Source organism: Lentzea alba, assembly GCF_011067745.1.
GTDB classification, from domain to species: Bacteria; Actinomycetota; Actinomycetes; order Mycobacteriales; family Pseudonocardiaceae; genus Lentzea; species Lentzea alba.
The window spans coordinates 231896-255739 of record NZ_JAAMPJ010000012.1 but is presented as its reverse complement, the minus strand read 5'-3'; the positions used below and the strand labels follow the sequence as shown (position 1 = coordinate 255739).

The following is a 23844-nucleotide window of genomic DNA, read 5'->3' as shown; positions in this document are numbered from 1 at the left end:
AAAACCATGCGACAAAAGAACAGTTCCCGTCCGGCGTGGTGGCTGATCGTGGCCGCCGCGCTGGCGTTCTCCGGCGCCGGCGTCGCCACCGCGCAGCCGCCCTCCGAGCCCGCGGCCCTCGCCGCGAGCCCCGGCTGCGGCAAGGCTCCCACGCTGCGCAACGGCAACCAGACCATCCAGAGCAGCGGCAAGAACCGCTCCTTCATCCTGAGCATCCCGGACAACTACGACAACACCCGCCAGTACCGGCTGGTCTTCGGGTTCCACTGGTGGGGCGGCACCGCGGACCAGGTGGCGGGCGGCGGCAGCGACGGCGACGTCTACGCCCACTACGGCCTTCGGCGGCTGGCGAACAACTCCGCGATCTTCGTGGCACCGCAGGGCATCGGCAACGGCTGGGCCAACTCCGGCGGCGAGGACGTCAGGTTCACCGACGACATGATCAGCCGGATCGAGAACGACCTCTGCGTCGACACCACGCAGCGCTTCTCGCTCGGCTTCAGCTACGGCGGCGCGATGAGCATCTCGCTCGCGTGCTCGCGCCCGACGATGTTCCGCGCCATCGCCGCCATCGCCTCACCCGGCGAGATCAGCGGGTGCGCCGGCGGCACCGCACCCGTGGCGTACATGGGCATCCACGGCATCAACGACAACATCGGCTCGGGACGCGGCCAACGCGACCGCTGGGTCCGCAACAACGGCTGCACACCGCAGAACGCCCCCGAACCGGCACCGAACAGCCGCACGCACATCACCACCACCTACTCGGGTTGCCGGACCGGCTACCCGGTCGTCTGGGCCCCGTTCGACGGCGGACACCAGCAGGGACCGGTGGACGGGTGCGCGGGCTGCGAGAGCGGTGCCCGCAGCTGGGTCAAGACCGAGGTCTGGAAGTTCTTCACCGGCGACACGACTCCCGGCCCGACCTCGTTCCGGCTGCGTGGCGAGGCCTCCGGTCGTTGCCTCGACGTCAACGGCGCGGGCACGGCCAACGGCACGCAGATGATCACCTGGGACTGCCACACCAACGCCAACCAGCAGTACACCCAGAACGGCCAGACCCTCCAGGTCACCGGCAAGTGCCTCGACGTCCCGAACAACGCGTCTTCCGGCACCAGGGTCCAGATCTGGGACTGCCACGGCGGCGCCAACCAGAACTGGAACGTCACCAACGGCACCATCACCAGCGTCCAAACAGGACTCTGCCTGACCTCGGGCGGCACGAACAACGGCGCGGCCGTGACCGTGGCGACCTGCCAGGGAGGCGCCAACCAGCGCTGGGCCAAGGCCTAGCGTTTCGGCAAGTCTCGTTCACAGGTGTAGCGGGCGAGAGGCTCCTGCCTCTCGCCCGCTACCGTTGTGCAACCAGTCGTCACAGCGCCGGGTAGGCGTTGCGCATGAGCTCCTGGAACTGCGCGGAGAACCACTTGCCGGACAACGGCGCGTCCGGCAGAGCGCCCGACATGTTGTTGCCGTTGCGCACGTTCCCGGTGTAGGCCGGGTCGCACATCTTGTCGGCGCCCTTGCCCTCGTTGTTCGGGATCTCCTTGCTCGCGCCGTCGGACTCACCCGGCGGCTTCATCCACACGTAGGCGTCGATGCCCGTCGCGGGTGCGGTCTTCGGCCGTTCGCCCAGCCCGGCACCGGCCTGGTTGCACCAGTTGCCGAGGTGGATGCGCCGGTCCAGCCTGCCGCCGTTGACGTAGGCGTCCACACTCGTCCTCGGGCCGGGTCCGGCCGGACGCGCGGCGCCGCCCCAGCCGTTGCGGCTGGTGTCGATGAGCATGCCGACGCCGGCGTCGAAGCCCGCCTGCACGGCCCGCTGCCGGAACGCCTGCGCGTAGGACAGCTCGTCGACGTAACGGTTCCAGTCCACCCACTTCGACTCGCGCACGGACTTGTTGTCCACCGAGTCGTTGATCGTGAAGTTGGGCTCGCGCACCGCGCCGTAGTTGGCGGTGTTGGCGATGAACCCGTGCACGTTCGCCTTGGTGCTGCCGGAGGCGTTCGCCGCCTGGTACAGCAGCTCGGCCGTCGGGCCGAAGTTGTCGTCCCAGCCGATCCAGCCGTGGTGGCCGATGTCGAGGTAGTTGTAGACGTTGGGCACCGCGCCGAGCTTCGCGAGCGCGTAGCCGACACCGGTGATGTAGTTGCCGTTGGCCTTCATCACGTCGCACTGCGGCACGGCGGTCGGCCGCGGCGAGACGTTGGTGATCAGGTTCGGCAGCGAGTCGATCTCCACCGTCGTGACGATCCGCAGGTCCCTGTACGCGGGCCTGGCGAAGATCGCCGCGATCGGGTCGATGTACTCGGTCTTGTACCGGTCGATCTCGGTGGGCTTGAGCTCACCGTTGGACGCGAGCGCCGAGCAGTCGCGACCGGGCAGGTTGTAGATCACGAACTGGATCGTGAGCGGTGAGCCCGCCGCCTGGCGCACCGCCTCGTCCAGATGTCCCGCGATGCCGCGGGAGTCGACGGTGCCGGTGATCGCCGCGATGCGGTCGATCCACACACCGGTCGGCTGGTTCGCGACCCTGCTGCCACCGGGTTCGGCGGCCGCCTTCGCCGACCAGTCCGGGTTGACGTACATCTTCGCGTCCACGTACGGGTTGTCGACGCGGTTGCCAGGACCCGGTCCCGGGTCGCCGGTCGTCGTCGTGGTCGTCGGCGGCTGCTGGCCGGTGCAGACCGTGTCGTTCAAGGTGAACGAGACCGGATCCACGTTGTCGGAACCGGTGTAGCTGCCGTTGAAACCGATCTCCGCCGACGCACCGGTGCCCAGGGTGCCGTTCCACGACATGCTCGTCGCGGTCACGTTCGCACCCGACTGCGACCAGTTCGCACTCCACCCCTGGGACACCTTCTGCGTCCCGGGGAAGGTGAACTTCAACGTCCAGGAGGACAGGGCGTCACCGAGGTTGGTGATCTTCACCTTGCCACCGAAACCGCCACCACCCCAGTTGTTCGCCGTGTAGTCGACTCGGCAGCCCGCCGCGGCACCCGCGGGAGGCGCGCTCAGCGCCACCCCGAACGTCGCGACGGCGGTGGCGACCACGACTCCCGCCGCGGCCCACCGCCTTTGTCCGTTGAGCTTCATTGCCACGGATCTCCTGTCTGTCAACGTTGTGCAGCTCTGGGAGCGCTCCCAGACCGAGTGGCACTGTAACGACGCTGCTAAACGGCCAACGAGCCCGTGGCACAGTCGAAGCTAGCCCGAAGAGCGCTGCCCATACCGCGACATGGCGCATGCGCGATCGCCTGTCGGACGCTGCGACTGCTCCACCTGAGTGGAATTGTGGGAACGCTCCCAGACTTTTAGCATGATCACGAACGCTGACCGGCGAACCGTCAACCGGCGGCGACGATCCGCCACTGCTGGTTCGCGCTGTTGCTGTCCGCCCACTGACCGAGCGCGGCGGAGGCCGCTGTGCGGCCCATGCCGTCCAGGTGGAGGCCGGTGGCGCGGTTCCTGATGCGCACGTCGTTGCCCCGGCTCTTGCCGGTCACCACCGTCCACTGCTGGCTCGTGGCGGTGGTGCCCGCGCGCTGGCCCACCTCGGCACCGTTGGACGAGCGACCGGCACCGTCGAGGTACAGGCCGGTGACCGCGTTCCTGAACCGGACGTGGGAGCCCGCGTTCTCGACGATCCACCGCTGGTTCGCACTGGTACCGCCGGTTCCCTGCCCCGCCGCGGAGTCGGTGGTGCGCCCGAGGCCGTCGACGTACCAGCCTGTGCCGATGTTGCGGATCTCCACCGTGGTGCTGCCCGCGTCGCCCACACCCCAGGCGTGGCGCAGCTGGCGCAGCCCCGACGGGTTCGTCAGCGACAGCGCGATGTTCTGGCCGCTGCCGCTCCTGCTCGTCATGCTGTACCAGTCGCCGTCGCGCAAGCCGGGCCAGTACACGCTGCCCATCCCGAGTTCACGCAGTTTCGCACTGACACCTCGGACGTAGTCGGCCATGTACGACCCGCTGGGGATGCTGTAGTCGATGGCGTCGAAGTACACGCCGTTCTTCGTGCCCGGTCCCATCGCACCACCCCACTCCGTGGCGATCGTGCGATCCGCGTGACGGCCGATGTAGCTCGCGATGTGGTTCCCCCACTCGGTTTCGCTCTCGTAGCCGGCGAAGAACGAGTAGTCGTGCACCGCCAGCAGCGTGCCGTTCAGCCTGCTGTCGTCGCCGACCGCGGCGACGTTCTGGGCGAGACCGGCGCCGTCGAGGATCACCCTGCCTCGCGGAACGCCCGAGTACCTGGCGAGCCAGCCGTTGTACATGTTGTTGAGATCAGCCGTGCTGTAACCGTGCGGCTCGTTGATGACCTCGAAGTAGGCGTTCGGGTTTCCGCCGTACTTCGCGATGACCTCGTCCCACATCCGGTTGAACGCGGTCGCGTTCGGCGGCCTGCCACCGGTGTGCGCCCAGTACGCGAAGATCACGTTGCCCTTGGTGAGCGCGGTGTCGAGCGCGCCGGTGTAGGTGCCCCAGTAGTTCGCCACGGTCGGCTCGTTGATCGGGATCCGCACCGTGTTGGCGCCGGTGATCGAGTACAGCCCGCCGATCACCCGGTCCGCGACCACGGCCGCCGAGGAGTAGGTGTCCGTGGCGCCGAGTCCGGACGGGTACAGCACGCCGTTGACGAAGTTGTCCCTCTGGTCGGCCCAGTTCACTCCACGGAACTGACTCGTGGAGGCCCGCGCCGGGCTTGAAATGCTGGTCACCAGGCCGGCGGCCAGCAGTGCCGAGGCCAGTAGCCGTAATGCGGTAAGCGCTTTCCGTCGACTCATCGGCTGCTCCACTCAGGTGTGTCGCTCATCGTGATCTGTCGAGTGCGGGCCGTGCCCGGCGGTTCATCAGAGCAGCCAGCCGAAGAGACCGTCAACAGAATGAGCATGCTCATTTTGGGCCCGGCGTCGACTACTCGATCAGCCCCTGACCAGCTTCGACACCTCGTTCGATGGCGTGTCCTGCTCGTTTCCTGCTCGTTCGACACGCATGTATTCTGGTTCGACGGACGACAAAGTCGTACTCATGAAGGAGCCGTCTCGGTGGACACCGAAGCCGCGCACGTGTCACCCGCCCCCTACCGGCCGGGTTACGAACGGGTGGCGGAGCGGATCCTGCAGCTCATCGCCGAGCTCGAACTGCGCCCCGGCGACCGCATGCCGACCGAGAACGACTTGGCCGGACGGATGGGGACCAGCCGCACCGTGGTGCGGGAAGCGGTGAAGATCCTGTCGGCACTCGGCCGGGTGCGCGCACACAAAGGGCGCGGGCTCTACGTGGCCGATGACGAGGGCGTGCTGGGTTCCCCGCGGTGGGGCGGCTTCTTCCTGCCGACCGACCTCGACCACGTCTACATGCTCTTCGAGTTCCGCCGGGTCCAGGAGGTCGCGGCGGCGCGGTACGCCGCGACCCGCGCCACCCCCGCCGAACTGCGTGCCGTCGAGGTCGCCGCCGAACTGTGCCGGGACGGGCACGTGACGGGGCAGGCGGCCCTGTTCGACCGCGGTGACGAGGAGTTCCACCTGGCCGTCGCCACCGCCTCGCACAACCAGTTCCTCGTCGCGGCGGTGCGCGAGGCCCGCCGCCTGCAGCGCCAGTCCAACATCATCGGGCTGCAGGGCGCGGTCGGCAGCCACACCGCGGAAGCAGTGGAGGAGCACGCCGCGATCTACCGGGCGATCCGCGACGGCGACGAGGACGCCGCGGCGGCGGCCGCCGCCGCGCACGTGGACCGGACCCTCGAGGACTACCGGCGGGAGATCCAGCGTCGCGTCTTCGGCTGACCTGGCCCCGTCTTCCTGATGTGTGCTACGACCTGTTCGGTGTTCGGTGATGTGCGATTCGCACTCCAGCGCCTCTGAAAGTCGCAACGCCCGTCTTTCGTCCACTGTGGACGAAAGACGGCCCGGTGCGACACCCGGCAAAAACTGTCATGTTCTTGGCCTGTATTGGATCGGCGGGCGCACCTAGCATGGTGCCGTGTGACGACAGCCGATGAGCCACCTCGGAACGAGCACAGCCCGGCCGCTGGGCAGATCGCGTTGCTGGAAGCGGCTGTGGGACGACATGTCACGGCGGTGGGGGCGTCTCCTCTCCTCAACGGCAAAGCGCGCCCGTTCCTCGAAGAGGTCGCCTTCCGGTGCCTTGAGCGTCCTTTCCCTGCCGCACTGGCGAGAACGGCAGCGGCTCATCGGCTTGACGACCCGGAGGGCACCTCGCTGCACGACCTGCTGTCCGACGGCGGGGTGGTCGCCGAGCACGACGGTGGCATCCGGTTCGTCCCCGACGGCGTCGGGGACTACCTCGCCGCGTGTCACGTGGTCCGCCGGCATCCGCGCGGACCGAGCGTGCTGCACCCGCACCGCAAGTTCCTGCGCCCCCACGCCACCTGGCCGTGGCAGGACAGCGAGACAGCGCTCTTCCAAGTGGCGCTGTGGTGGCCCGTCGCGGAGACCAAGATGCGCAAGCGGCTCAACGACCTGCTGAGCCGGAGGCACTGCGATCCCAACGTGCACTTCGTCGCCGCGCTGCTGCACCGCGGCCTGGTGAGCGCGGACGACCTCCGCGAGAAGACCGTCGAGATCCTGCGGCAGCACCTCGCCGAGGACCGCAGGGAGAGCGGAGCGTGGCGGGCGACGGTGGGCGCGCTGGAGCTGCTCGAACCCCAGCAGACCGCCGCCGCGCTGGAAAGCCTGGCCCAGCAACGATCCCGCAGGGCTCTCCGCCGGCTCGACGCCGTCGACGAGTTGACCGAACGCGATCCGGTGCGCGGCAAGCACAACCTCGGCCTGCTGGCGAAATCACTCGCCGGGGACCGGTACGAGCGGCTGGAAGTCGCCAAGATGATCGGACAGCGCGACACCGAACTCGGCGAGGTGGCCATCCGACGTCTCGCGGACGCCCAGGACATGGGCGATCTGCGCGTGGAGGCGGCCGAGCTCACGGGTGACCTCGCGCTGTGGGCGAAGCTGGTCGGCGACGAGGGCGGCATCTCCGACGAGGCACGGCTGAGGCTGCTGGCCGCACTGGTGAAAGCCGACAAGGCAGCGGCCGTCACGACAGCCGAGCGGTTCGCGGAAACCGCGACCGACGAGGCGACACCGGTGGAGATCGCCAGGACGATCCGGAAGGTGGACCCGCAGGCCGCGCTGCGCATGGCGGACGCGATCGCCTGGCCGACGCGGCGTGAGGTCCCCGGTCCGGTGCGACGGGCAGCGGTGCACCTGATCGGCAAACTCGTGCCCGCCCGCCGGTTCGCGGACCTCGACCGGCTCTCCCGCGAGGTGCCCGACGAGGAGACGCAGTTCAACGCCGCGGCCGACATCGTCGAACAGGGCGGCCCCAGCACAGCGCTGCACGACTTCGCCGCGAACCCGAAGAAGAGCCGCGACCGCCGGATCCTGGCCGCCAGAGGGGTCGGCAAGGTCGACACCGACAGCGGTGGCCGACTGCTCGTCGCCATCGCGAAGAGTTACAAGTCCACGGATCCCGCGCAGCTGAAAGTACTGCGGGAGGCCCACGCACTCGCGCCCTCCCCCGCCGCGAAAGCGCTCGAGGACATCGCGAGGGACGAGCGGAGACCAGCGTCGTTCCGCATCAGCACCGTCGAACTCGGCCTCTTCGGCAAGAACAAGACCATCGAGCTCTACGAACACATCGCGATCACCACGCGCGACAAGGAAGACGCTCGCACGGCCGCGCGCAAGGTCCTCGTGATGAACCAGGACACCGGCGAACAGCTGATGGCGCGTCTGGCGAAGAAGTTCACCGCGGACCCCGCCTTCCAGGTGAACCTCGCCCGAGAAGCCGGCACGCGGGGCAAGACCCTGTTGCACCAACTGGGGCTGCACACGCCGTCGATCGAACTGCGGTTGGAGGCCGCCGCCGCGCTGCTCGACATCGACCGGAGGCTCGCCACCGAGGTGATCAACAAGATCGTCCGGACGCGCCGGGGTGGTGAGATCCGGGTCAGGGCGGCCTGCCTGCTTCCCGACAAGCAGGCGCTCGAAGCGTTGCGCCACATCGTTGACGACCAGGACCACGAGGACGTTCTCGTCACGGCGGGCGTGAGGGCCATGGAGATCAACAAGGAGCTCGGGAAGCGGATGCTGCGGGGCCTGTCCGAGAGCCGCCGGCTCTCCCCGCGCACTCGCGACAAGATCCGAAAATTGGTGGGTCACTGAGGTCCCGACTGGCAGACTCCGGGGTCACCGCTACCCGCAGGAGCCGCAGTTGACCGTCGAGACAGCCCCGGCGATCGACGCCGTCCTGGCGAGGCGGCTCGTCGACACCCAGTTCCCGCGGTGGGCCGAACTGCCGCTGGCCGTCCCCGTAGTGGTGGAGGTGGGAGAACCCGACTTCGGCTGCCCGTGGACGGTGTCGCGTTGGCTGGACGGCGAGGTGGCGACCGTCGACGCCCTGTCCGGCTCGCACGAGGCAGCCGGCGTGCTGGCCGAGTACTTGACCGCACTCCACCGGTTCGACGCCGAACCGCCCGAGGACCTCGCCGGCAGGCCGTTGGCCGCACGGGACACGGCGACGCGATCCGTCATCGCGGAAGCCGGCGACGCCTTCGACACCGCGGCGATGACGGAGCTGTGGGACGCGGCGCTCGCGACCCCTGAACGGAACCCGGCCTGGCGCCACGGGGACTTCCACACCGGCAACCTGCTGACGACCGACGGCCGCCTCAGCGCCGTCATCGACTTCGGTGCGTTCGGCGTGGGCGATCCCCGCGTCGCCGCCCAGACCACCCGCCAGATCACCGAGGCGCTCGCCGGAGGATGAGAGAAGTGCAGTCACCCACGATCCGCGAGGCACACGACGGCGACTGGCCACAGATGTGGTCGATCATCCGCGACGTCATCACCGAACAGCGAACCATTCCCTACGACCCAGGCATGAGCGAACCCGACGCCAGGCGGATGTGGCAGCTGCCCGCACCGGCCCGAGTGGTCGTGGCCGCCGACGACCACCGGGTGGTCGGTACCGCGAACATGTACGCCAACCGGCAGGGTCCCGGCAGCCACGTCGCGTCCGGCACCCTGATGGTCGCCGCACAGGCGCGGGGCACGGGCGTGGGTCGAGCCCTCACCACGGACATGATCGACTGGGCGCGGCGCAACGGGTTCGCGGCCGTCCAGTTCAACGCCGTCGTCGACACGAACAAAGCCGCCGTCCGCCTCTACGAGAGCCTCGGATTCGTCACGCTCGGCGTTGCCCCTGGCGCATTCCGGCATCCCACCCAAGGTTTTGTCGGCCTGCGCATCATGTGGCTGGACCTGTGATCCAAGGGGGTTGACCTCCAGCACGCTCGAGGTTGAACACTGCGTTGCATGACTTCGATCAACACGCTGTCGGCCGAGGACGAGCACGCCATCCGCGATCTGGTGTCGCTGGCCGACCGCTCCCAGGCCGACCCCGCCGTGCTCCCGGGCCTGCACACCGAGTCGACGGTGATCGTGAACTTCTACGGCCGCCGCCTGTTCGGGCGGGACACCTTCACGACGGCGATGAGCGCGGCCCTCGGCAGCGGCCTCGGGGATGTCCGCACCAGCGTTGAGATCATCGACGTCCGGGCGCTCACCGCCGATGCCGTCCTCGTCAGCTGCGTCAAGACGGTGCACGACCAACGTCCCGGCGCCGAGACGACTCCGCCCGCCACCGGCGCCCTCACCTACGTGGTGGTGCGAACCTCCGGCGGCTGGGAGATCGGCCTGGCACAGACGACTCCGATCGCGTCGGCGTGAGCGGCGATCGGGCGACACGGTAGCCACGTACGGGTGACACCGCGCCCCTGAAGCCGACATACCGCGCAGATCGGACACCGATCGACGCCGTCGGCAATACCATCCGACGCATCATGCGCGAACGCACGGACGACCCCTCAGGCAATGGCAACGGCACCATCCACGACCCCTTGCTCACCACCCCGGTGGCCAGACTGATGGCACTGGCGATGGGCACGAACGTCCGCGTGTTCGAGATTCCCGCGGCACGCAGTGTCGGACTCGCGGGTCTGGTCGGTCTCGGCACCGACAAGAACGGCGAGCCGCGGTGCATGATCGGACTCACCGACGACCTGGACGACGACCTGCGCGCCGACGTGCTGGCGTACGGCCTGGCGGTGCTCGTCGGCACACCGGAACTCCTCGACGAGAGCCCGGACGGCGTCCTCGGCATCAGCAGGGAACGACTCCCCCAGGCGGACAACGGCCCCGGCAACCTCGCCTGGCACATGGTGCAGACGTGCGGGCGCGAGTCGCCGTCGACGACGTTCCGGCTGATGATCCTTCAGCCCGACGAGTAGGAAAACGCTGCCGTGCCGCGGCGTGGCTCACCACGCCGCGGCACAACGCAGCGCTGACTACACCTGCTCGCCCTCGACCGTCGTCGCGGGCTGGCTACCGGGCTGCTTCCGGTTCTCGAGCTTGATCTCGCACTTGCCGACCAGCGCGACCCCGGCACCGATCGTCGTGGCCACCGGCGCGGCCAGCGCCGCGACCAACCCCAGAGCCACCGGCACCTCCAGGACCACGTCGTCCTTGCTGTCCCGCACCACCACGTGGCGGTTGAGGCCCTCGCTGACCAGCCCGCGAACGGCGTCGACCACCGAGTCGACGGCGGTACGGGTGTACTCGGGCTTGGATTCGCTCATGACTCTCCTCGAACTGCGGATCTCTCGTGACACCTCCAGAGTGCCCGTGGCCGGGTGTCCCTGCCATCAGGGTTTCCCCCTGACCTCCGCCTGATTTCCCTCTCAGCCTCTAGGCTGACGAGCCGGGGGAACTCGTGCGAATCACGCCGCACGTGCAGGGAGCGCTCGCGGCCGTCACCGCGCTGGCGTACGCCCACGACACTGCGGGCACCAACGCCATCCCCGGAACTCCGGCACCGCTGTCGATCGAGTCGATGCGCACCATCGTGGACCGCAGACTGCCACGAGCGTCGACGCCGGCTCACCTGGATGAAGGGACCCTTCATCGCCAGCTCGTGCTCAGCGGTCGCCGAGGAACTCCGCCGGACGGAACGCGACGAAGGCGGCCGGGCCGAGATCGAGCGCTTCGGCGCGGGTCTGCAACCGGCGCGGATCGGCCAGCCCGTCCCAGCGACCGGTCTCGATGCGCTGGTCCATGGTGAGCACCGCCGCGACCAGTTCGGCGGTCGTGAAGGTGCAGTGTCCCGCGTGCTCGGTGTACGCCTGCCGGAGCAACGCGCCGGAACCGCTGCCGCGCACGTCTTCCGCGTACTCCTCCTCGTGCTGCACCGGGAGGAGGCCGTCATCGGTCGTGTGCATCGTGAGTACCGGCATGGCCAACCGTCCGGTCAAAGTGGACGTCCGCTGCATCCAGCTGAGCGCCGCCGGGTCGGCCGTCACGTTCGCCGTGCGGGTCAACAGGTTCAGGTCGGCGGACAGATCGGCGCCGGCCCGCCCGTACAGCTGCGCCACCTGGCCGAGGCGTCCCGACTCGGCGAGTTGCCGCCAGTAGTTCACACCCTTGTTCCACGAGGGGTTGCCGCCCGCGCTCCGCTCCATGTCGGAGCGGCCGAGCAGGATGAACGGCATGATCGCGCGCAGGTTCTGGTACTGGCCCGTCACCTGGGCGTCGACGTCGCCCGGCGCCGGCTTCGGCTGCCCGGCGACCCACGCGGGTTCCTGGAACAGGGCCGTGATCAGGGCGAGCCGGGCGCGGCCGGCCGGGCTCGCCTGCGCCAGGTCGAGGGCGGCGATCATCCGGACCGATGTGGCGGCGGCCTCGGCGGGGCCGGTGAACCGGACGAGCGGGACCTGCTGCCCCGCGAGCAGCAGTTGCGCGATCGCGTGCGACCCGTCCAGCTGGTAGTTGTGCAGGTCGATCCCGGCGCCCATCATCCCGCAGGTCGCGACGGCGCCGTCGAGCTGTCGTCCGGCTCGTTCGGCGAGCTGGCCGGTGATCATCCCGCCGAACGACGTCCCGAGCGCGATGGCGCGGCGGGGCTTGCCGATGATCCCGGTGACCGCCTGGAGCGTGTCGAGCCCGTCCTGGGCCGCGGTGTCGGCGACCCAGCCGGGCCGGGAGTACGACGAGCCGGCCAGCGCGTAACCGCGCGCCAGCAGGGCTTCCGCGGTGGCGGGGTTGGGGCTGTTGGTCGGCGGGTTGACCGGGGTGGGGTTGTAGCCGTGGCTGTAGAGCAGCAGCGTGCCGTTCCAGGTCGCCGGCACGTCGGCGATCCAGGTCGCGCCGTTCGGCAGCACCCCGTCGTACCGGGTCGCCGGTGCGGCCTGGGCCGCGGCGGGCACCAGGCCCAGCACGGTCAGCGAGGTGATCATCGCGACGAACAGTCGTCGAAGAGTCTTCACAGTGCTCTGCCCCTTACCTCGGGAGGACGGCGAGCGATGCCGAGAACGTTAGGCACATTCGTGACGCCCGTCAATGGAACGGCGCACGTGACGAGGTCGGCTTTCCGCACCCCCGTCAGGCACCCATGATGACCAGATGGACGTGAACGAGGTTCTCCTGCCAGGCGTGGGCCTGCGCTACGAGTTCACCAACGCCGACCGCGACCACATCGCCATCGTCGCGCGCAGAGAAGGCACCTTCGAGGTCAGCCGCTACGCCTCCGACGACCCCGACGAAGCGCAGCCGCTGTTCCGCCTCACCGCGGACGAGGCGGACACGGTGGCCGAGATCCTCGGCGCGCCGCGCATCGCCGAACGCTTCGCCGACCTCACCAAGGAGGTGCCCGGCCTCAGCGCCGGACAGATCGCCGTGCCCGCCGCCTCCTCCCACGCGGGCAAGCCACTCGGCCACACCAGGGCACGCACCCGCACCGGCGCCTCCATCGTCGCGATCGTCCGCGGTGACCACGTGATCGCTTCGCCGACACCGGACGAGGTGCTGCGGCCCGGCGACGTCCTCGTGGTCATCGGCACCCACGACGGCATCAACGGCGTGCGGCAGATCATCGAAAGCTGACGATGCACACCTCTCTCGCGCTGCTCCTCGAACTCGGCGTCATCCTCGTCGGGTTGAGCGTGCTGGGCGCGGCCGCGCGGCGGTGGTCGTTCTCGCCCATCCCGCTCTACCTGCTCGCGGGTCTCGCACTCGGCGAGGGAGGGATCGCGCCGGTGTCGGCGGCAGGCGAGTTCGTCGAGGTGGGCGCCTCCATCGGCGTGGTGCTGCTCCTGCTCACCCTGGGCCTGGAGTTCAACACCGCCGAACTGACCCACAGCCTGCGCCGCCACGTCCCGTCGGCGGTGGTCGACCTCGTCCTCAACGCGACGCCCGGCGCCGTCGCGGGCTGGCTGCTCGGCCTGAGCTGGCCCGGGGTCCTCGCCCTCGCGGGTGCCACCTGGATCTCGTCCTCCGGCATCATCTCGCGCCTGCTGACGGACCTGCGCCGGCTCGCGAACCGCGAAACGCCCGCCGTGCTGTCGGTCCTCGTCATGGAGGACTTCGCGATGGCGATCTACCTGCCGGTGCTCGTGGTGCTCGCCTCCGGCGGCACCTGGTGGCAGGCGCTCATCGGGGTGCTCATCGCCATCGGCAGCGTCACGGCGGCGTTCGTCGCCTCCCACCGCTGGGGCCACCACGTCAACCGCTGGCTCGCCCACCCGGACGACGAGCAGCTCATGCTTCGCGTGCTCGGCAGCACCCTCGTCGTGGCGGCACTGGCGGAACTGGTCTCGGTTTCCGCCGCGGTCGGCGCGTTCCTCGTCGGGCTCACGCTCACCGGCACCACCGCCGAACGCGCCCGCGCCGTGCTCGCCCCGCTGCGCGACCTGTTCGCCGCCGCGTTCTTCCTCGCCATCGGTTTCGCCGTCAGCCCGGCCGACCTGCTCCCGGCACTGCCGGCCGCACTCGCCCTCGCCGTGATCGGCATCCTCACCAAGGTCGCCACCGGCTGGTACGCGGCCCGCCGCGACCGCATCGCCGTCCGCGGCCGGCTCCGCGCCGGAACAGCCCTGATCGCCCGCGGCGAGTTCTCCGTCGTGATCATGAGCCTCGCCGGTGCCGCGAGCCCAGGTCTCGGCCCGGTGGTCACCGCCTACGTGCTCGTGCTCGCCACGATCGGGCCGCTGCTCACCCGTTGGTCCGGCGACTGGCGGTGGGCGCGCCGAACGCGTGTGCGTGGCAAGGCCTGAGCAGGCTCAGGACCTGCGGCTCCTGCCGCGAGGCGCGGTCGTGGCGGGGGCGCGGAGGTCGTCGAGGAGTTCCATCTGCCCGGTGATGACTCCGGTGAGGATGAGCCGCGCGACCGCGAGCAGCTCGGCGACGTGCGGGGTCGTGAGCGAGTAGAAGACGTTCGAGCCTTCCTTGCGCGTCGTGACGAGGCCCGCACGGCGCAACACGGCCAGTTGCTGGGAGAGGTTGGCGGCTTCGATGCCGACCTCGGGCAACATCTCGGCGACGGAGTGCTCGCGCTGGCTGAGCAGTTCGAGCACGCGGATGCGCGCCGGGTGGCCGAGGGTTTTGAAGAACTCCGCCTTGACCTGGTACAGGGGCCTGCTCATCGGTGCCCCTTCCCGTCGACCGTCGTCATGGTGCCGATCCTCCCTCGTGGATCCCCGCCGTTGCGACTCGGGATGCGGTTCAACCGACGCGTCATCGGGCGGCGCCTCGGTGCAACGCGGCCGTCGCGGCATCCGCGATCTGGCGGGTGAGGGCGTCGTCGGACCGTCGGGGCACCTGTTCGCCCGGCGGGGTGGCGGCGGACAACGCGACAGCGCAGGCGTGCTGCACGTCCGGCGTGAGCCTCGCGTGCGGATGCCGGGTGAGCGCGTGCAGCAGGCCGGGAAGCGCCAGCACCGGGTCCCTGGCGGGATCCGGCACGATCACGGCCGGCGCGGCGTGCCGCGGCCACGCGAAGCGGCCTCCTCCGCCGACCAGGTTGATCACCGCGTCGGCGTCGGAGGCGATGCGCCGCAACGGAAACGCGAGCGCGTCGGCCGGGTTCCAGGTGGTGATGTCCCGGATTCCCGCGGTCAGCAGCACGGGGTTCAGCATCGGCATCGTGTTCGCACCGGCGACGACGACCCGACTGGTCTCCGGTGAACGGCCGGCGCGGGTCAGCGTGGTGAGCAGCGCGGCGGTCAGCGCGATCGCGGTGGTGTCCTGGTCGGTGAGCACCGGAACGCCGATGATCGAGTCGCGGGCCTTCTTAGCGCGCTCGGCCGTGGCGCGGACGAGCAGCACCGCGTTGGTGCCGGGTGGCAACGCGGGCAGGCCGTAGTCGGACGCGACCACGCGGGTCACCGCACCGGCCTGTTCCTCCACGAGCGCGGCATAGCGGCGCAGCACGGCGGAGGTGGCGCCGATTCCGCCGACCACCGCGACAACGGTGTGTTCCACGGTCAGCACCCGGTTCCGGAGTTCTCCAGCAACGCCGCGGCGATCCACCCGGTGGTGTCGATGCCGTGCCGGGTGGCCAGGTCGAGCAAGTCGCGGATCCGGGCGGTGTGCAGGTGGATCTCGTAGTCGTGGCCTGCCTGCCGGGCCTCGTGCAAAGTCCGCTCGGCCTCGGCGACCTTGTTCCGCAACTCCGCTTCGAACTCGCTCATCGTCCCCAAATCTCTTCAAGAGTTGCTAATCTTCGCAAGTCCGAATCAGCATAACTCGACAGGACCGCATCCCGTGACCGGAGCTCCCGCCCCGCTGAGAGTTCTCGTCGCCGACGCCTCACCGTTGTTCCGCGACACGTTGCGGGACGTGCTGCGCGACGCCGCCGGCATCGAGGTCGTCGCCGTCGCCGGATCGGCAGACGACGCGATCCGCCTGGCCCAGCAGCACCGGCCCGCCGTCGCCGTCGTGGACGTCCACCTGCCCGGCGACGGCCTGCACGCCATCCGCCGCCTGCACCAGAAGGCCCCTGCGGTCCGGCTGGTCGCACTGTGCGGCCTCATCGACGCCCCGTCCGAGACCGAGCTCAGGGACCTCGGCGTCGTCGAGTACGTGATCAAGGGCGTGCCGAACCGAAAGATCGTCGCGGCTGTCCGCAGGGCAGCCGAGGACTGAGCATCCGGCGCTGCTGGACCGTTCGTCGTGAACCAGCCTGTTGGTGCATTTGCACCAGTACCGGCCGCATCTACCGTGGTCGACATGGCTGGTGGGAGTCCGGCACTCAGATCGACCGTCGTCGCGGTGCTCACCCCGGTGATCGGCACCGCGGTCGCGGTCGTGGTGAACTTCGCGACCACGGTGCCGGACAACGTGCTGCTCTGGGTGGCGGTCGGTGTGCTCACGCTCGTGCTGTCCGTGCTCGCGGCCATGAGCGCCGGGCAGGCGCCGCCTCCTCCTGGGACCCGGCAACGCACGCGTGGCCCGTCCAAAGGGCGCGCGGCCCTCATCGGGTTCGCGGTCTGCCTCGTCATCGTCGCGGTGCTGGTGCCGGGCGCCCGTTACGCCTACGGCTGGGTCACCGGCAACGAGACCGGTGTCGACCGGCTGGCCGAGCCGCGGTCGGTGACCGCGGGCCGGCTGACCATGTCGGTGGACCGGGTCGAGGTGACGTCCCACTTCACCAAGGTCACGATGACGGTCACGAACGGCTACGAGATGACGGTGAACCTGCCCGTCTTCGGCTACTCGCAACTGACCAGCGGAACCCTCACCGCCGAAGGAGAACCGTTCCGCAGCAAGTGGAACACCGACATTCCACCTGACCAATCGAGGACCGGCACGATCGCTTTCAGCGAGCCGCTCGAGCCGGCGGCGACCTCGGTGACGGTCACGTTCACGCACGTGTTCGGAGCCGGTGAGCCCGGCGCTCCCAACTCGCTGGCGGTGCGGGACGTGCCGCTGAAACCCGCCTGACGATTCGGCGACTCACGCAGCGGTCGACACCGGAGCGGTGAGCATGCCGATGATCAGGTCGACCAGCTCCGCGGCCGAGTGCGGATCGTCCGGCGGCAGGTCGCCTGCGCACACGGCCCGCTCGCGGTCGGCGAGCAGAGCGAACAGCACGGTGGGCAGGACGCGCAGCCGGCGGCGCCTGAGTGCCGGCGGCAGGTCCCGCAGCGCGCGGTCGAGGCGCACGATGATCAGCCGGACCGCGGCTCGTCCCGCCCGGTCGAGGTTGGCGTCCGCGGCCAGCGCGGGGTGGGTGCGGACCTGCTCGAGGAACCGGGCGTAGTGGGTGGCGCCGTGTTCGTAGGGGATGGTCAGCATCGGCACGACCAGTGCTGACACCAGGGCGTGCACGTCCTGCGCCTCGCCGGTCGCCTCGCTCTCGGTGAGCAGTTCCAGGCGACGCTGCTCCAGGTCGGCGATGCGGTACTGCGCGACGGCGTCGATCAGCCCGTCCCTGGAGCCGAAGTGGTACTGCACCGCGGAGTTGTTGCGCTGGCCCGCGGCCGTCGCGATGTCGCGCAACGGCACGTCGGGACCGTGCTCGGCGATCAACCGCTCGGCGGCGACGATGATCCGTTCTCTGGCGTCCGCGCTGGCCACGGCACCAAGTTAACACGTGAAAGCGCGAGCGCTTGACTTTTAAGCACCAGGGCTTAACAGTGGCCGGGTGGTGATGGACATGTTCGCGCTGCCCGACGCGGTGGCGGTGGTGACCGGGGCGGGCCGCGGGATTGGTGCGGCATCGGCGGTGGCGCTGGCCGAGGCGGGCGCGGACGTGGTGATCAGCGCACGTACCGGCGAACAGCTGGCGGAGGTCGCGGGCCGAATCGAGGCACTCGGGCGGCGGGCCGTGGTCGTGGCGGCCGATCTGTCCGATGTGGACGCTGTGGCGGCGTTGGCGCACACGGCCGCCGAGCGGTTCGGGCGGCTGGACGTGGTGGTGAACAACGTGGGCGGCACCCTGCCGAACACGTTCCTGACGACCACACCGGACTTCCTGGAAGACGCCTTCCACTTCAACGTCACCACCGCGCACGCGCTGACCGGTGCGGCGGTACCGATCATGCTCGACGGTGGTGGCGGGTCGGTGGTCAACATCGCCTCGGTGATGGGGCGGCTCGCCGGTCGCGGATTTCTGGCCTACGGCACGGCGAAAGCGGCTCTGACGCACTACACGAGCCTGGCCGCCACGGACCTCGCGCCGCGGATCAGGGTGAACGCGATCGACGTCGGCTCGGTCCACACCTCGGCACTGGACGTGGTCGCCCGCGACGAGAAGATCAGGACGTCGATGGAACAGGCGACCCCGCTGCGCCGGCTGGGGCGCCCGGAGGAGGTCGCGGCCGCGGTGCTGTTCCTGGCCTCGCGGGCGTCCGGTTACACCACGGGCTCGGTGCTGCGGGTCGACGGCGGGATCGGCGCGCCCAACCTCGACTTCAACCTGCCGGACCTCTGAGGAGCCGCACATGGCGCATCGCGTGGTGCAGTGGAGCACCGGCAACGTCGGCAAGTGGGCGTTGCGCGGCATCATCGACCACCCCGGCCTGGAGCTGGCCGGCGTGTGGGTGTCCAACCCCGCGAAGGACGGCCGTGACGCGGGAGAGCTGGCCGGAGTGGACCCGGTCGGGATCCGCGCCACCACGGACGCCGATCGGTTGATCGCGGCGAAGCCCGACTGCGTGGTCTACACGGCGATGGCGGACCACCGGCTCAACGAGGCGATCGACGACCTGTGTCTGTTGCTGCGGAACGGGATCAACGTGGTGGCCAGCGGCCCGGTGTTCCTGTCCTATCCGGACGGAACGGTGCCGCCCGAGGTGGTCGAGCCCGTCCGCCAGGCCGCGAGCGAGGGCGGAAGTTCCCTCTGGGTCAACGGAATCGACCCCGGCTGGGCCAACGACTGGTTGCCGCTGCTGCTGTCCGGAACCTGCCAGCGCATCGACCTCCTCCGCTGCTCGGAGATCCTGGACTACTCCACCTACGACAACCCGTTGGTGCTGTTCGACATCATGGGCTTCGGGTCGTCGCCCGACCACACTCCCCTGCTGCTGCAACCCGGCGTGCTCACGCTCGCCTGGGGCAGCGTGGTCCGCCAGCTGGCCGCCGGTCTGGACGTCGAGCTGGACTCGGTCGTCGAACACCACGAGCGGTTCCCGGCGCCGGAACCGTTCGCGGCCGCGGGCCGCACGATCGAGGCGGGCACCATGGCGGCGCTGCGGTTCACCGTCAGCGGGATGATCGCGGACCAACCCGTGCTGGTGCTCGAACACGTCACCAGGCTGCGCCCGGACCTCGCGCCGGACTGGCCGCAACCGGCCGGTACCGGCTGCTACCGCGTGGAGATCACCGGCGAGCCCAACTACGTGCTGGACCTGCGGCTGACCGGCGGGGACGGCGATCACAACACCGCGGGGGTGGCGGCCACGGCGATGCGTCTGGTGAACGCCGTTCCCGCGGTCGTCCAAGCCCCGCCCGGCCTGCTCACCGCGCTCGACCTGCCCCTGATCACCGGCCGCGGGCTGGTCTCGGCGCAACAACATCGGATGTATCAAAAGCAAGCCACCCGCTGAAGCGACCTCACAAAGGCGCAAATCGTGCACAACGTTCCCTAATTACAGGGGAAAGCCCAGGAAGAGAGACGAAAACAGAAACGACCTCAGGAGCTATCGCTTCCCCACACATCGGACCTATGCTGCGCAGGTCAGTAGACGGAACCGGCCGGATGTCATCCGGTCTGTCCCCAGCACCCAACGGAGGGTGTCCGTGCACAGGTCGTTCATGAGGTCGAGGATGTCGGCCGCCGTCCTGGTCACCGTGGCGTCGGCGGGGCTCGTCGTGGGCTCCGAACCGAGCCCTGCCGCCCACGCCCAGCAGGCGGCCGACGGCCACACGCTGTGGTACGACGAGCCGGCCAACGACTGGGAGAGCCGGGCCTTGCCGATCGGCAACGGCGCGTTGGGCGCGATGGTGTTCGGCGGCGTGACTTCGGAACAGTTGCAGTTCAACGAGAAGTCGCTGTGGACCGGCGGTCCCGGCGCCTCCGGGTACAACTTCGGCAACTGGACCTCGCCGCGTCCCGGCGCGTTGGACGAGGTCGTGAACTCGATCAACCAGAACGGCCAGGCCGACCCGAAGTGGGTGGCGGGCAAGCTGGGCCAGCCCAAGACCAACTTCGGCGCGTACCAGACGTTCGGCGACCTGCGCCTGGACATGGCGGGGCAGTCCACCTCGTTCTCCGGCTACCGGCGCGAGCTCAACATCGGCGACGCCACCGCCAAGATCAGCTACACCAACAACGGGGTCCGCCACGACCGCGAGTACTTCGCCAGCTACCCCGGTCAGGTGGTGGCCGGACGGCTCGGCGCGGACCAGCCCGGCAAGGTGTCGTTCACCCTGCGCTACACCTCGCCGCGCAGCGACTTCACGGCGACCGCGTCCGGCGGCCGGCTGACGATTCGCGGCACGCTGGCCAACAACGGCATGATCTTCGAGGCGCAGATCCAGGTGCGCACCGACGGCGGAACCGTGACCAGCAACGGAAACGCCGTGACCGTGTCGGGCGCGAACAGCGCGACGTTCGTCCTCGGCGCGGGCACCAACTACGCCGACACCTACCCGAACTACCGCACCTCGGATCCCTCCGCGCGCGTCAAGTCCACTGTGGATGATGCGGCCGCGAAGTCGTTCGCCACGTTGCGCGCCGCCCACGTCGCGGACCACAAGGCGTTGTTCGACCGGGTGAAGCTGAACATCGGCCAGGTCATGCCGAACAAGCCCACCGACGACCTGCGCACCGCCTACACCGGTGGCTCCTCGCCGGACGACCGGGCCCTGGAAGCGCTGTTCTACCAGTACGGCCGCTACCTGCTGATCGCCTCCTCGCGCAGCGGCTCGCTGCCCGCGAACCTGCAGGGCGTCTGGAACAACTCGACCTCGCCGCCGTGGTCGGCCGACTACCACACCAACATCAACATCCAGATGAACTACTGGCTCGCCGAGCAGACCAACCTGGGCGAGACGGCGGAACCGTTCGTCCGGTTCGTCGAGGCGCTCAAGGCACCCGGCCAGGTCACCGCCAACTCCATGTTCGGCACCGGCGGCTGGGTCGTGCACAACGAGACCAACCCGTTCGGCTTCACCGGGGTGCACGACTGGGCGACCGCGTTCTGGTTCCCCGAGGCAGGCGGCTGGCTGGCGTCCCAGGTCTACGACCTGTCGGCGTTCAGCAAGAACCCCGCGCTGATCAACCGCGCCTACGCCCTCCTCAAGGGCGCCAGCGAGTTCTGGATCGCCAACCTGCGCACCGATCCGCGCGACGGCAAGCTCGTCGTCACCCCCAGCTACTCCCCCGAGCACGGCCCCTTCACCGCGGGCGGATCCATGGCCCAGCAGATCGTGCAGGGCCTGTTCACCGACACCATCGCCGCCGCCACCGAACTCGGCGTCGACCCCGCGTTCCGGGCACAGCTGCAGGACAAGCTGAACGCGATGGACCCCGGCCTGCGCATCGGCAACGGCCGGCTGCAGGAGTGGAAGAGCAACGCCATCACCGGCGAGCCGCAGCACCGGCACGTCTCGCACCTCTACGGCCTGCACCCCGGCCACCAGATCGCGGCCGGCACCACGTTCGGCGACGCCGCCAAGGCCACTCTGCTCGACCGCGGCGACGGCGGCACCGGCTGGAGCAAGGCGTGGAAGATCAACTTCTGGGCGCGGCTGCTGGACGGCGACCACGCGCACAAGATGGTCTCCGAACAGCTCAAGAGCTCCACGCTGGCCAACCTGTTCGACACCCACCCGCCGTTCCAGATCGACGGCAACTTCGGCGCCACCGCCGGCATGACGGAAATGCTGCTGCAGAGCCAGAACGGCGACATCCACGTCCTGCCGGCCAAGCCGGGCGCCTGGACCTCCGGCTCGGTCACCGGACTCAAGGCCCGCGGCAACGTCACCGTGGACGCGTCCTGGACCACCGCCGGCGGACTCGACTTCACCGTGAAACCCACGCGCACCGGGCCGCTGACGTTGCGCAACGGCATCTTCGCCGGCCAGTACACGCTGATCGACACCTCGACCGGACAGCCCGTCGCCACCACCGGCACCGGCGACCGGCGGACCTTCACCGCCACCGCCGGCCGCACCTACCGCGCCACCGGCTCCATCAGGAAGCCCGTCAACCTGGCGCTGAACGCAGCGGCCAGCCAGTCGAGCACCTACTCCACCGGAGCGGTCGCGAGCAGGGCGGTCGACGGCAACACCAACGGCGCGTTCTGGTCCAACTCGGTCACCCACACCTCGGAGAACCCGCTCGACACCAACCCGTGGTGGCAGGTCGACCTCGGCGCCTCGAAAGCGGTGAGCACGGTCGAGCTGTGGAACCGGACCGACTGCTGTTCCGACCGGCTCCGCCAGTTCTACGTCTTCGCCTCCGACACACCTTTCACGTCGACCGACCCGCAAACCACGGCGGCACAACCCGGAGTCTGGAGCCACTTCCAGACCACCGCTGTCGGCACCTCGCTGTCCTTGCCCGTCAACCGCACCGCGCGCTATTTCCGCGTACAGCTCGTCGGTTCGGACCGGCCGCTCTCACTAGCCGAAGTACACATCTTCGACTGATCCACATTCGTGATCACACCGCGTTAACCGACAACACACCGATTCACTCGAACGCTCGGTCGGCGCCCGCCTGCAGCCGTTGTACCTGCATCGAGGCGCCGATCCAGCGGTTACGACGATCGGGTGAAACGACGTAACCCTGACCGACCAGAAAGCGAGGTGCATATACCAACTCGTCCTACGGAATCGAGGGTGTCGCCATGACGCTGCGCCTCGCGACCTTCAACGTGGAGAACCTGTTCGCCCGCGCCAAAGCCCTCGCCACGACCACGTTCGCCGAAAGTGAACCGGTGCTGTCCGCCTTCACCGCGTTCAACAAGATCGCGGCCAAGGCCGATTACGACGACGCCGACAAGGCCGCCATGCTCGACGCGCTCGAGGTCATGGAGATCCTCGTCCGCACCCGCAACAACAGACGCGTGCTCAACCCGAAGCCGTTCGACGCGTGGGCGCTCTTGCGGGAGAACCGCGGCGACTTCCTGAAGCAGCGCCGCAACGCGGACGTGGAGATCGTGGCGAAGGGGCGCGGCAGCTGGATCGGCTGGGTGGACCTGATCACCGAGCCGGTCGACGAGGTGGCCACCCGCATGACCGGCAAGGTCATCGACGAGGTGCGCGCGGACGTGCTGTGCGTGGTCGAGGCCGAGGACCGCCCCTCGCTGGTCCAGTTCAACAGCCAGCTGCTGAACGGCCGGTACGGGCACATGATGCTCGTCGACGGCAACGACCCGCGAGGCATCGACGTCGGGCTGCTCACCACCGCGCCGATCAACGTCCACTCGATGCGCAGCCACGTCGACGTGCCGGATCCCGAGTCACGGGAAGGACGGCCGCTGTTCAGCCGGGACTGCCCGGTCTACCAGGTGCGGCTGCCCGGTGGCCGTGACCTCTTCCTGCTGCTCAACCACCTGAAGAGCCAGTCGTTCTCGAGCGGCAACCCGGATCCGTTGCGGCGCAGGCAGAGCAAGGAAGTCCGCCGGATCTACGACGACCTGCGCGCCGAGGGCGCCGAGCTGATCGTGGTGCTCGGCGACCTCAACAAGGGCCCCACCAACGACGTGCCGCCGCGCCACCCCACGTTGGAGGCGCTGCTCGACCCCGGCACGCCCCTGGTCGACACGGCGAGCCTGCCCGGGTTCGACTCGGGCCCCCGGCCCGGCACGTTCCAGTCCTGCTCACTGCGCAACCGGCTCGACTACGTCCTCGTCTCGCCCGCGCTGGCCGAGCTCGTGACGGCGGGCGGCGTCGACCGCAGCGGCCTGTGGGGCACGCCGACGAACGTCAACCCGCCGCGGCAGTGGCAGGTCTTCCCGGAGATCACCGAAGCGAAGCACGGCGCGTCCGACCACGCCGCCGTGTGGATCGACCTGGATCTGTGAACCGCAGAAG

The 23844-nt window shown here is 69.3% G+C and carries 22 protein-coding genes and 1 pseudogene; 15 read left to right on the top strand and 8 right to left on the bottom strand.

Annotated features, from left to right (window positions below; genetic code table 11):
* Positions 1 to 6 precede the first annotated feature (6 nt).
* On the top strand, positions 7 to 1293 hold the full coding sequence (locus G7043_RS36070; RefSeq protein WP_166053146.1) for a ricin-type beta-trefoil lectin domain protein: 1287 nt from the start codon (positions 7 to 9) through the stop codon (positions 1291 to 1293).
* A 79-nt stretch (positions 1294 to 1372) separates the two neighbouring features.
* Here the strand turns inward: G7043_RS36070 and G7043_RS36065 are convergent, their stop codons facing one another.
* Together G7043_RS36065 and G7043_RS36060 are read right to left on the bottom strand one after the other, a co-directional pair.
* On the bottom strand, positions 1373 to 3097 hold the full coding sequence (locus tag G7043_RS36065; protein WP_166053145.1) for a glycoside hydrolase family 6 protein: 1725 nt from the start codon (positions 3095 to 3097) through the stop codon (positions 1373 to 1375).
* A 251-nt stretch (positions 3098 to 3348) separates the two neighbouring features.
* A complete protein-coding gene (locus G7043_RS36060) occupies positions 3349 to 4788 on the bottom strand; it encodes an RICIN domain-containing protein (protein WP_166053144.1) in 1440 nt (479 codons plus the stop codon).
* 261 nt (positions 4789 to 5049) lie between these two features.
* Here G7043_RS36060 and G7043_RS36055 point away from each other — a divergent pair, with 261 nt between their 5' ends.
* The 6 genes and pseudogenes from G7043_RS36055 to G7043_RS36030 all read left to right on the top strand — a co-directional run bounded on the left by G7043_RS36055 (position 5050) and on the right by G7043_RS36030 (position 10316).
* Complete coding sequence (locus G7043_RS36055) at positions 5050 to 5790, top strand: FadR/GntR family transcriptional regulator (RefSeq protein ID WP_313888237.1); 741 nt, start codon at positions 5050 to 5052, stop codon at positions 5788 to 5790.
* A gap of 198 nt (positions 5791 to 5988) precedes the next feature.
* Complete coding sequence (locus G7043_RS36050; protein ID WP_166053143.1) at positions 5989 to 8190, top strand: hypothetical protein; 2202 nt, start codon at positions 5989 to 5991, stop codon at positions 8188 to 8190.
* Between the two features lie 37 nt (positions 8191 to 8227).
* A pseudogene (locus G7043_RS36045) lies at positions 8228 to 8794 on the top strand (phosphotransferase); the annotation flags it as partial.
* Between the two features lie 5 nt (positions 8795 to 8799).
* Complete coding sequence (locus G7043_RS36040) at positions 8800 to 9294, top strand: GNAT family N-acetyltransferase (protein WP_313888236.1); 495 nt, start codon at positions 8800 to 8802, stop codon at positions 9292 to 9294.
* A gap of 48 nt (positions 9295 to 9342) precedes the next feature.
* Entirely contained in the window at positions 9343 to 9756 is a 414-nt protein-coding gene (locus tag G7043_RS36035; RefSeq protein ID WP_166053141.1) for an SgcJ/EcaC family oxidoreductase, read from the top strand.
* Positions 9757 to 9869: 113 nt separating this feature from the next.
* A complete protein-coding gene (locus G7043_RS36030; protein ID WP_166053140.1) occupies positions 9870 to 10316 on the top strand; it encodes a hypothetical protein in 447 nt (148 codons plus the stop codon).
* A 57-nt stretch (positions 10317 to 10373) separates the two neighbouring features.
* Here the strand turns inward: G7043_RS36030 and G7043_RS36025 are convergent, their stop codons facing one another.
* Together G7043_RS36025 and G7043_RS36020 are read right to left on the bottom strand one after the other, a co-directional pair.
* Positions 10374 to 10664 (bottom strand): DUF4342 domain-containing protein, encoded by a 291-nt coding sequence (locus tag G7043_RS36025; protein ID WP_166053139.1) that lies wholly within the window; start codon positions 10662 to 10664, stop codon positions 10374 to 10376.
* Positions 10665 to 11003: 339 nt separating this feature from the next.
* The gene (locus G7043_RS36020; protein WP_207312179.1) at positions 11004 to 12347 is read right to left on the bottom strand and encodes an alpha/beta hydrolase; all 1344 of its coding nucleotides are present in this window, start codon (positions 12345 to 12347) and stop codon (positions 11004 to 11006) included.
* A gap of 136 nt (positions 12348 to 12483) precedes the next feature.
* Between G7043_RS36020 and G7043_RS36015 the strand changes: the two genes are divergently transcribed.
* Together G7043_RS36015 and G7043_RS36010 are read left to right on the top strand one after the other, a co-directional pair.
* Positions 12484 to 12963: a cation:proton antiporter regulatory subunit gene (locus G7043_RS36015; protein WP_166053138.1), complete on the top strand. Its 480-nt coding sequence runs from the start codon at positions 12484 to 12486 to the stop codon at positions 12961 to 12963.
* 2 nt (positions 12964 to 12965) lie between these two features.
* Positions 12966 to 14132 carry a cation:proton antiporter gene (locus G7043_RS36010; protein ID WP_166053136.1) on the top strand — a complete coding sequence of 389 codons (1167 nt, stop codon included), beginning with the start codon at positions 12966 to 12968 and terminating at the stop codon, positions 14130 to 14132.
* Positions 14133 to 14138: 6 nt separating this feature from the next.
* Here G7043_RS36010 and G7043_RS36005 read toward each other — a convergent pair whose 3' ends face one another.
* The 3 genes from G7043_RS36005 to G7043_RS35995 all read right to left on the bottom strand — a co-directional run bounded on the left by G7043_RS36005 (position 14139) and on the right by G7043_RS35995 (position 15548).
* Positions 14139 to 14501 carry an ArsR/SmtB family transcription factor gene (locus tag G7043_RS36005; RefSeq protein WP_166053135.1) on the bottom strand — a complete coding sequence of 121 codons (363 nt, stop codon included), beginning with the start codon at positions 14499 to 14501 and terminating at the stop codon, positions 14139 to 14141.
* Between the two features lie 91 nt (positions 14502 to 14592).
* Positions 14593 to 15339, bottom strand: coding sequence for a hypothetical protein (locus tag G7043_RS36000; RefSeq protein WP_166053134.1), 747 nt, complete (start codon positions 15337 to 15339; stop codon positions 14593 to 14595).
* Between the two features lie 2 nt (positions 15340 to 15341).
* A complete protein-coding gene (locus tag G7043_RS35995) occupies positions 15342 to 15548 on the bottom strand; it encodes a hypothetical protein (protein ID WP_166053133.1) in 207 nt (68 codons plus the stop codon).
* A gap of 73 nt (positions 15549 to 15621) precedes the next feature.
* Between G7043_RS35995 and G7043_RS35990 the strand changes: the two genes are divergently transcribed.
* Both G7043_RS35990 and G7043_RS35985 read left to right on the top strand, forming a co-directional pair.
* Positions 15622 to 16002: a response regulator gene (locus G7043_RS35990; RefSeq protein WP_313888235.1), complete on the top strand. Its 381-nt coding sequence runs from the start codon at positions 15622 to 15624 to the stop codon at positions 16000 to 16002.
* Positions 16003 to 16086: 84 nt separating this feature from the next.
* Positions 16087 to 16800 (top strand): hypothetical protein, encoded by a 714-nt coding sequence (locus G7043_RS35985; protein ID WP_166053132.1) that lies wholly within the window; start codon positions 16087 to 16089, stop codon positions 16798 to 16800.
* Between the two features lie 12 nt (positions 16801 to 16812).
* Here G7043_RS35985 and G7043_RS50120 read toward each other — a convergent pair whose 3' ends face one another.
* Entirely contained in the window at positions 16813 to 17436 is a 624-nt protein-coding gene (locus G7043_RS50120; RefSeq protein ID WP_166053131.1) for a TetR/AcrR family transcriptional regulator, read from the bottom strand.
* 67 nt (positions 17437 to 17503) lie between these two features.
* Between G7043_RS50120 and G7043_RS35975 the strand changes: the two genes are divergently transcribed.
* From G7043_RS35975 to G7043_RS35960, 4 genes are all read left to right on the top strand, one after another.
* Positions 17504 to 18292, top strand: a complete 789-nt coding sequence (locus tag G7043_RS35975; protein ID WP_166053130.1) for an SDR family oxidoreductase — start codon at positions 17504 to 17506, stop codon at positions 18290 to 18292.
* A gap of 10 nt (positions 18293 to 18302) precedes the next feature.
* Positions 18303 to 19406 (top strand): NAD(P)H-dependent amine dehydrogenase family protein, encoded by a 1104-nt coding sequence (locus G7043_RS35970; RefSeq protein ID WP_166053129.1) that lies wholly within the window; start codon positions 18303 to 18305, stop codon positions 19404 to 19406.
* A gap of 193 nt (positions 19407 to 19599) precedes the next feature.
* The gene (locus G7043_RS35965) at positions 19600 to 22455 is read left to right on the top strand and encodes a glycosyl hydrolase family 95 catalytic domain-containing protein (RefSeq protein WP_166053128.1); all 2856 of its coding nucleotides are present in this window, start codon (positions 19600 to 19602) and stop codon (positions 22453 to 22455) included.
* A gap of 200 nt (positions 22456 to 22655) precedes the next feature.
* Entirely contained in the window at positions 22656 to 23834 is a 1179-nt protein-coding gene (locus tag G7043_RS35960) for an endonuclease/exonuclease/phosphatase family protein (protein WP_166053127.1), read from the top strand.
* Positions 23835 to 23844: the final 10 nt, after the last annotated feature.

What these genes read in the sequence shown, in the direction of transcription:
- G7043_RS36070 (WP_166053146.1), top strand. Translation starts at nt 7, where the DNA reads ATGCGACAAAAGAACAGTTCCCGTCCGGCGTGGTGGCTGATCGTGGCC.
- G7043_RS36065 (WP_166053145.1), bottom strand. Translation starts at nt 3,097, where the DNA reads ATGAAGCTCAACGGACAAAGGCGGTGGGCCGCGGCGGGAGTCGTGGTC.
- G7043_RS36060 (WP_166053144.1), bottom strand. Translation starts at nt 4,788, where the DNA reads ATGAGTCGACGGAAAGCGCTTACCGCATTACGGCTACTGGCCTCGGCA.
- G7043_RS36035 (WP_166053141.1), top strand. Translation starts at nt 9,343, where the DNA reads ATGACTTCGATCAACACGCTGTCGGCCGAGGACGAGCACGCCATCCGC.
- G7043_RS36030 (WP_166053140.1), top strand. Translation starts at nt 9,870, where the DNA reads ATGCGCGAACGCACGGACGACCCCTCAGGCAATGGCAACGGCACCATC.
- G7043_RS36025 (WP_166053139.1), bottom strand. Translation starts at nt 10,664, where the DNA reads ATGAGCGAATCCAAGCCCGAGTACACCCGTACCGCCGTCGACTCGGTG.
- G7043_RS36015 (WP_166053138.1), top strand. Translation starts at nt 12,484, where the DNA reads ATGGACGTGAACGAGGTTCTCCTGCCAGGCGTGGGCCTGCGCTACGAG.
- G7043_RS36010 (WP_166053136.1), top strand. Translation starts at nt 12,966, where the DNA reads ATGCACACCTCTCTCGCGCTGCTCCTCGAACTCGGCGTCATCCTCGTC.
- G7043_RS36005 (WP_166053135.1), bottom strand. Translation starts at nt 14,501, where the DNA reads ATGAGCAGGCCCCTGTACCAGGTCAAGGCGGAGTTCTTCAAAACCCTC.
- G7043_RS35995 (WP_166053133.1), bottom strand. Translation starts at nt 15,548, where the DNA reads ATGAGCGAGTTCGAAGCGGAGTTGCGGAACAAGGTCGCCGAGGCCGAG.
- G7043_RS35985 (WP_166053132.1), top strand. Translation starts at nt 16,087, where the DNA reads ATGGCTGGTGGGAGTCCGGCACTCAGATCGACCGTCGTCGCGGTGCTC.
- G7043_RS35970 (WP_166053129.1), top strand. Translation starts at nt 18,303, where the DNA reads ATGGCGCATCGCGTGGTGCAGTGGAGCACCGGCAACGTCGGCAAGTGG.
- G7043_RS35960 (WP_166053127.1), top strand. Translation starts at nt 22,656, where the DNA reads ATGACGCTGCGCCTCGCGACCTTCAACGTGGAGAACCTGTTCGCCCGC.